Source organism: Georgenia satyanarayanai (genome assembly GCF_900116375.1).
GTDB lineage: Bacteria > Actinomycetota > Actinomycetes > Actinomycetales > Actinomycetaceae > Oceanitalea > Oceanitalea nanhaiensis.
Map to the genome: position 1 here is coordinate 83,337 of NZ_UETB01000016.1, position 8,163 is coordinate 91,499.

The window sequence follows — 8,163 nt, forward strand, 5'->3', positions numbered from 1 at the left end:
GGGCTATTCCACGAGGGTTCACGTGGACGCCAGGACCCGTTCACCGGGAGGTCGTCTGCGCTCCCTAGGGTCGCCTGGCCCCCACCGTGCCCGCCTCCCCACGGCGCGCCCCCGAACCCGGAGCCGTCCAGATGCCCCTCCGCACGCTCGCCCGCCGACTGCTGAGCCTCGTGCTCGTCTCGGCCTTCGCCCTCACCCTGGTCACCCCCGTGGCCAGTGCCGCCGAGCCCCTCGAGGGCATCGCCGGCTCCGGCACCGAGGAGGACCCCTACCTCCTCGCCTCCGCCGGTGACCTCCTCGCCGTCACCGAGGCCATCAACACGGCCACAGCCGAGTACGGCGGCCGGCACTACCGCCTCGCCGCCGACATCGACCTCGACGGTGCCTCGTTCCCCGGCATCGACCGCTTCGAGGGAGTGCTCGACGGCGCGGGGCACCGGATCGCGCACCTCACCTACGGCGAGGGGGCGGACGGTCACCGCGGCCTCATCCGGCAGCTGGACGGCGGCACCGTCCGCGACCTCACCATCGACGGCCTCACGGTCCACGTCGAGGAGCAGCTGCGCGTCGCGGGCATCGCCGTCAACGCCACGGGCGGGGCCGTCGTCGAGGGCAACTCCGTCATCAACGCGGACCTCAGCACCGGGCAGCAGTACGTCGCCGCCTTCGTCAACGACGCCCGGGAGGGCGTGAGCGTCAGGGACAACTGGGCGCACGGCTCCTTCACCAGCGAGCGGTACCCCAGCGCCGTCGTCGGCTACGCCCGCTACGACGTCGACATCGAGCGCAACCTCGTCGAGGCCGTCGTCACCGCCACCGGCAACCAGGCCGTCGGCGGGATGGTGCTCGGCTACACCGGCGCGTACTCCAAGGAGAACGCCGAGAGCCACGTCCGCCGCAACGTCCTGCTCGACGGCGCCGTCACCTGGCACGACGGCCAGGACCGGCTGGCCTCCGGCCGCGTCCTCGGGCACGTCCGCAGCCCCGGCTACGTCATCGAGGACAACCTCGCCAACGAGACCATCACCGTCGGTGGAGAGCGTCCCGAGGCCCCCGGTGAGGGCAACAAGCACGGCACGGACACCGCACCGCAGCTCCTCGCCCAGCAGCAGACCTACACGAACCTCGGCTGGGACCTGGAGCAGGCGTGGCGCTGGGACACCGAGCTGTCCCAGCCGGTCCCCGCCCGCGCGGCGCAGGACCTCGTCCTCGACGAGCTCCCCGTGCCCGTCGACCCCCGCCCGGAGCAGCCGGAGGAGCCCGTCGACCCCGACGAGCCGGCACCCTCGCTCCCCGACATCGCCGGTGACGGCACCGCGGACGCCCCCTTCCGGATCGCGACCGCCGCGGACCTCCGCACCGTCGCCGACGCGATCAACGGCGACAACGCCCAGTACGGCGGCCTCCACTACGTCCTCGCGGCGAACATCGACTTCGCCGGCGGCGCGTTCGCCGGCATCGACGAGTTCCGCGGCGTGCTCGACGGCGCCGGCCACAAGATCTTCAACATCACCTACGGCCCCGGCGCCGACAGCGACGAGCGCGCCCTCTTCCGCAGCCTCACCGGCGCCACCGTCAAGAACCTCACCCTCGACGGCGTCCGGGCCGCCGTCACGCAGGCCTCCCAGGTCGCGGGCATCACGATCAACGCCACCGGCGGCACCGTCATCGACGGCAACTCCGTCATCAACGCCGAGCTGAGCTCGGGCCACCAGTACGTCGCGGCCATCGCCGCCAACGCCCAGCGCGGCGTCACCGTGACGAACAACTGGGTCCAGGGCTCCTTCCGCAGTGCCCGGTACCCGGCCGCCGTCGTCGGCTACGGGCGCTACGGCGTCGAGATCCGCAACAACCTCGTCGACGCCCACGTCACCGCGGGCGGGTCCCGCGCCCACGGCGGCATGCTGCTGTCATACCAGGGCGCCTACAACGAGAACGACCCGGGCCGAGTGAGCGAGAACGTCCTGCTCGGCGGGAAGGTCGACTGGCGCGGCGCCAGCACCGTGGAGGCCGGCCGCGTCCTCGGGATCTTCCGCGACGAGGGCTTCGTCGTCGAGAACAACCTCGCCAACGAGACCATCACCGTGGGCAGCGAGCGGCCGGACGCGCCCGGCGCCGGCAACCAGCACGGCACCGACACCGCGCCCGAGCTCCTCGCCCAGCAGCAGACGTACGAGGACCTCGGCTGGGACTTCGAGAGCCAGTGGCGCTGGGACGAGGGGCTCGGCCACCCGGTCCCGCACCGCGCCTTCCTCCTCGGCGAGGGCAGCGAGTCCGCCCCGTTCGAGATCCGCACCCCGAGCGACCTGGAGTTCCTCGCCGAGCGCATCAACGGCGGCGACCAGTCCCTCCTCGGCGGCACGCACGTCCAGCTCCTCGGCGACCTCGACCTCACCGGCCGCGAGCCCTTCGAGGGCATCAACACCTTCGACGGCGTCCTGGACGGCCGCGGCCACACGATCACGGGCCTCACCTACGGACCGAGCGAGGCCTCCGCCTCCCTCGGCCTCGTCCGCGACCTCTCGGGCACGGTCCGCAACGTCACGCTCGACGGCGTGCGCGCTGACGGCGGCGACCGCACCGAACCGGTCGCCGGGCTCGCGGTCACCCTCGCCGGCACGGCCGACAGCCCGGCCCGCGTCGAGCGCGTCCAGCTCGTCGACGTCGAGCTGTCGGCACCCGCGGCCGACGTCGCGGGAGGTGTCGCCGCCACGGCGACGAACGCCGTCGTCGTCCGCAACACCGTGGACGTGAGCGTGACCGCGGCGCGGGCCGCCGGCGGCGTGCTCGGCACCCTCGGTAACGGCGTCGACGTCACCCTCAACCTCGTCGAGGCCGCCGTCACCGTCCTGACCGACGGGGGCGCAGGCACCGAGGGCGTCGATGCCGGCCTCGTCGGAGCGGTCCCCGGGACCGGCAGCACGATCACCCGCAACGTCGCCCTCGGCGGCGTCGTCGACTACATCGGCGCGATCGACGGCTTCGTCGGCCGCATCGCCGGCTACACCGGCCACGACGGCTGGACCGCGGAGGAGAACCTCGCCAACGTCGAGATCACCATCGGCGGCGAGACGGTGACCGGCCCCGGCACGAAGAACCAGCACGGCACCGACGCGACCCCCGCGCAGCTCGCGGACAAGGCCACCTACGAGCAGCTCGGCTGGAGCTTCACCGACGACTGGCGCTGGGACCCGGACGCCGGCCGCCCGCTGCTCAAGTACGTGCTCCCCGAGGAGTACCCCAACCGGATCACCACCACCTTCTACGGTGACCCCGCCACCCAGCGCGCCTTCACCTGGTACCACTCCATCGCGACCGACGCGCCGGCCGTGCTGCTGAGCACCGACGCGGGTTTCGCGCCGGACGCCACGGAGCTCGTCCCCGCCACGCAGCACGACAGCGCGCACGGGGAGACCGTCCACCAGGCGGTGGCGACGGGCCTGGAGCCGGGCACCACCTACCACTACCGGGTGGGGGACTCGGTGTCCGAGGTGTGGAGCGCCACCGGCACCTTCCGCACCCCGACCGGCGAGGGCGACTTCACCTTCATCGACCTCACCGACACCCAGGCCAAGGCCTCGACCGAGGCCGAGCTCGCCGCGGGGACGATGCGCAAGGCGCTCGCCGCCGTGCCCGAGGCCGAGTTCATGCTCCACAACGGTGACGTCGTCCAGGACGGCGACGTCGAGCAGGACTGGGTCGACATGCTCGGCGCGGCGCAGGACAGCCTGCTCGCGACGACGATCGCCCCGGCGTCCGGCAACCACGACATGGCCCCGCAGGCCTTCGTCGACCACTTCATGCTCGAGCACCCGGGCGGGCAGGACACGACGACCGGCGCCTACTACTCCTACACCTACAACGGCGCGCACTTCATGGTCCTCAACACCAACGAGGACGCCGAGCAGGCGATCACCGACGAGCAGCTCGCCTGGCTGGAGCAGGACGCCGCGGCGGCCCGCGAGGCCGGAGCCGACTGGCTCGTCCTCACCATGCACAAGGGCGTCTACACCGCCGGGAACCACGCCGACGACAGCGACATCCTCGCCATGCGCGACGTCCTCGTCCCGGTCATCGACGAGCTCGAGATCGACCTCGTCCTCCAGGGGCACGACCACTACATGTCCCGCACCCAGGTCCTCGAGCACGACCCCGACGGCGTGGAGGGCGCCGGCGTCGTCGAGATGACGAGGATCACCGAGGTCGTCAACGGGCAGCGGATCGAGTACCACCTCGACCCCGAGGGGACGATCTACTTCATGCCCAACACCGCGGGCGCCAAGCACTACCGGCAGATCGACGAGACGGAGCACTTCGACCTCGAGGCCTACCTCCGGCTCTTCGACCGGCTCGGCACCCCGCGGGCGGGGACGGTCGAGACCTTCACCTCGGTGGACGTCACCGAGGAGCGACTGACCGTCGAGGTGTTCCAGATCCGCGACGGCGGGGCACCCACCCGCGTCGAGGGCTTCGGCATCGACCGGCAGATCTCCCCGGTCGAGGAGCTCCTCGCGGCGCTGCCGGACCCCGCGGACGCCACGCTCGACGACGCAGCGGCCGTCACCGCGGCCCGCGCCGCCGTCGACGAGCTGACCCGCGACCAGCAGCGGGGCCTGACCGGACTCGGCGCGCTCACCGCGCTCGAGCTGCGCATGCGCGAGCTCGCCGGTCTCGTCTCCACCGACGGCGACGTCGTCGCCTGGGCGGACCCGGAGGCGACCTCGCGGCAGGCCATCGAGGTCCGCAACGACACGCGGCGCGACTTCACCGACGCGCCCGTGCGCCTCACCATCGCCGGCACCCCGGACGTCGCAGCCGACGAGCTGACCTTCACCTCCGCCGACGGCGCCCCGCTGTCCCACGAGGTGGAGCACTGGGAGCCGGGGGCGACCTCGACCGTCTGGATCCGGCTGCCGCTCCTCGCCGCCGAGTCCACCACCTCGGTGTGGGCGTACTACGGCGGCGGGGACGCGACGAACGACCCGACCGACGTGTGGAGCGGCGGCTACGCCCTCGTCGAGCACTTCACGCAGGACACGGCGGCCGGGGAGCAGCGGGTGGACTCCACCGGGCAGCACACCGGCACGCTCGTCGGTGCGGACCTCATCGCGACCCCGACCGACGGCGGCACCCTGGAGTCCCGATTCGCCGGGTCCCGCCTCCAGTACCCGGGTGACGTCGGTGGCGGCTTCGGCACCCTCACGGTCAGCGGCGTCTACTCCTTCACCCCGGAGGACCTCGCCGCGCTCGAGGGCGGCGACGGCGCGATCGTGGCCAAGCAGCGGGTCGGCGCGGACGCGGCGTTCTTCCACGGCGTCGCGCCGGACGGCTCGGTCAAGGCCTACCGTGGCGGCTCGACCCCCACCGTCCAGGTTCCCGCCGACGGGAAGCCGCACCTCGTCACCCAGGTCTACGACGGCATGACCTCGGCGGTCTTCGTCGACGGCGTCGAGCAGTACCAGGGCCAGGACGAGCGGAGCTTCACGGCGTCCGACCACGGCGTCCTCACGACGATCGGTGACGTCGACTCCGGTGACGGCACCCTCGCCGCGCCGTTCCACGGCTCCATCGACGAGGTGCAGATCGCCGGCTTCGGCTTCCTGCCCGAGTTCGAGGCGTTCCGCCACGCCAACTACGTGGGCGACGCCGTCACCTACGGCGCGCGGGTCGAGCGCGGGGACGAGCCGCTGAGCCTCGTCGTCGGCGGTCCCGCCGGGGGCACCGAGGTGGAGGCCGGCCCGGTGACCTTCTCCGGCTCGCTCAGCGAGCGTGCCGTCGTCACGGCGACGGTGGCCGGCCGCGAGGTGCTGTCCGCGACGGTCGACGCCGGGAGCTTCACCCTCGACGTCCCGGTCTTCGCGACCGGGAGCCAGGGCGTGACGCTGAGCGCGCGGAGCGTGAGCGACGGGGACGAGGTCTCAGGGTCCGTCGTCGTCGACCTCGTCGTGACGGACACCGTCGCGCCGGCCGCCCCGGCGGTCGAGGAGTCCGGCGTCGAGCCGGGTGCCACGGAGGTGACGCTCAGTGCCACGCCGCGCACCGGCCAGCCCGAGCCCGTCGAGGTGACGTTCCACGCGAACGAGGCCGTCGCCGTCGACGAGGGCAACGTCGTCGTGCGCACGGGGGCGACCGAGGACCGGGTCCCGACCGCCCTCGCCCCCGACTCGGGCGAGGTGGCCGGCGAGCTGCTGCCCACCACGGTGGGCGAGGACGCGAACCCGTTCCAGATCTACGAGATCACCCTCACCGAGGAGCAGGCCGCCGAGGAGGAGCTCCACCTCAGCTGGTCCGGCACCGGCGACGACCGCCGTGTCTCCGCCTGGGTCTTCGACCACGGCGCCGGTGAGTGGCTGCTCAAGGACAGCGACCACGACGCGGACGGCGGGGAGGTGGCCCTGGACGTCACCGCCCGTGCGCAGGAGAACGTCGTGAGCGACGACGGCACCGTGCACCTCCTCGTGTGGCGCGGGCTGGTCGAGGAGCCGTGGGGGGACCGCGTCCACGAGCAGTACCCGGACGGCGCGGACTTCGACTGGGCCTTCAACCACGTGCCCGACACCCAGCTCTACGCCGAGGCGACCCCGTGGATGATGCTCGACATGTTCGAGCATCTCGTCGCGAACGCGGACGAGCGGAAGACCGAGCTCGTGCTCCACGCCGGTGACTGGGTCAACCGCGAGTACCTGGACGACGAGTACCAGTGGTCGGACACCATCCGGGGTGCCGAGCTGCTCGAGGAGGCCGAGCTCCCGTACATGGTCTCGTGGGGCAACCACGACTACTCCCTCGAGCGCAACGGGCGGCTCATGCTGCAGAAGTACTTCCCGATGTCCCGCTTCGAGCAGAGCGTCGAGGGCACGCCCTTCGAGTTCGGCGGCAGCCACGACATCGACAACTTCTACTACACGGCCAACATCGACGGCGCGGACCTGCTCGTCCTCGCCGTGGGCTTCTGGTCGGCGGAGGACGACGACGCACCGGGCCTCGCGTGGGCGCAGGACGTCATCGAGGCGCACCCGGACCACACGATCATCCTCTCGACGCACCACCACCTCGTCGCCAGGTACCCGGACGCGCCCTTCTCCAACCAGCGGATCAACGACCTGCTCGTGGACCCGTACCCGAACGTCGTGCTGACGCTCAGCGGCCACAACTCCGGCAGCTTTGTCACGGCCCGGGAGACGGACCACGGGACCCAGTCCTACGGCATCCTCACCGACTACCAGACGCGTCCGTGGGGTGGGCACGAGTTCTACAAGAACATCAGCGTCGACGCCGAGAACGGGCTGCTGTACATCAACACCTACTCGCCGTGGCTGGACGCGTGGACCTCCGACGGGCGCTGGCACTCGCCGATCTCCGAGGACAAGGTGCCCGGATTCCACGGGGACGACTCGGAGAACTTCGTCCTCGAGCTCGACCTCGGTGGGGAGCAGCGACGGACGCTCGCGGCCTCCGCGCTCACCCTCGCGGTGGGGACGCCGGCCCAGGTCGGTGAGCCGGTGACGGTGGTGGGTCCCGAGACGGCCACGGTGCCCCTCACCGGCATCGAGCCGGGGACGACGTACGAGTGGTACGTCGACGTGGCCGACGACGGTGGGAACGTCACGCGGAGCGCGACCCGTCAGCTCGTGGTCGCCGCGGCCGAGCCGGAGGAGCCGACGGAGGAGCCGACGGATCCGAGTGAGCCGGAGGAGCCGACCGAGGAGCCGACGGACCCGACCGACCCGGAGGAGCCGACGGACCCGACCGAGGAGCCGACCGACCCGACCGACCCGACCGACCCGGAGGAGCCGGGCCAGCCGCAGCCCGACCGTCGTACCGCGGAGTTCCACCTGTCCAACAGCTGGGCCGGGTCCACGGACGTGCACTTCATGTACGGCCGCTGGGTCGATGAGGTGCTCATCGGTGACTGGGACGGCAACGGCAAGGACACCATCGCGGTGCGTCGTGGGAACCGGTTCCACGTGTCCAACGCCCAGCAGGGCGGGGACGCGGACGTGGTCATCACCTACGGGCGTCCTGGTGACGTCATCCTCGTGGGTGACTGGGACGGGGACGGCACCGACACCTTCGCGGTGCGCCGCGGGGCCGAGTACCACGTGAAGAACTCCCTGCGTGGTGGGGACGCCGACGTGGTGTTCCACTACGGCCGGGAGGCCG

Annotated in this window: 1 protein-coding gene; it reads left to right on the plus strand. The window is 72.0% G+C overall.

From position 1 onward, the window contains the following. Nucleotides 1-131 precede the first annotated feature (131 nt). The coding region (locus DSZ44_RS15930; RefSeq protein ID WP_146237590.1) for a DUF2341 domain-containing protein at nucleotides 132-8,163 on the plus strand (8,032 nt) is incomplete at its 3' end.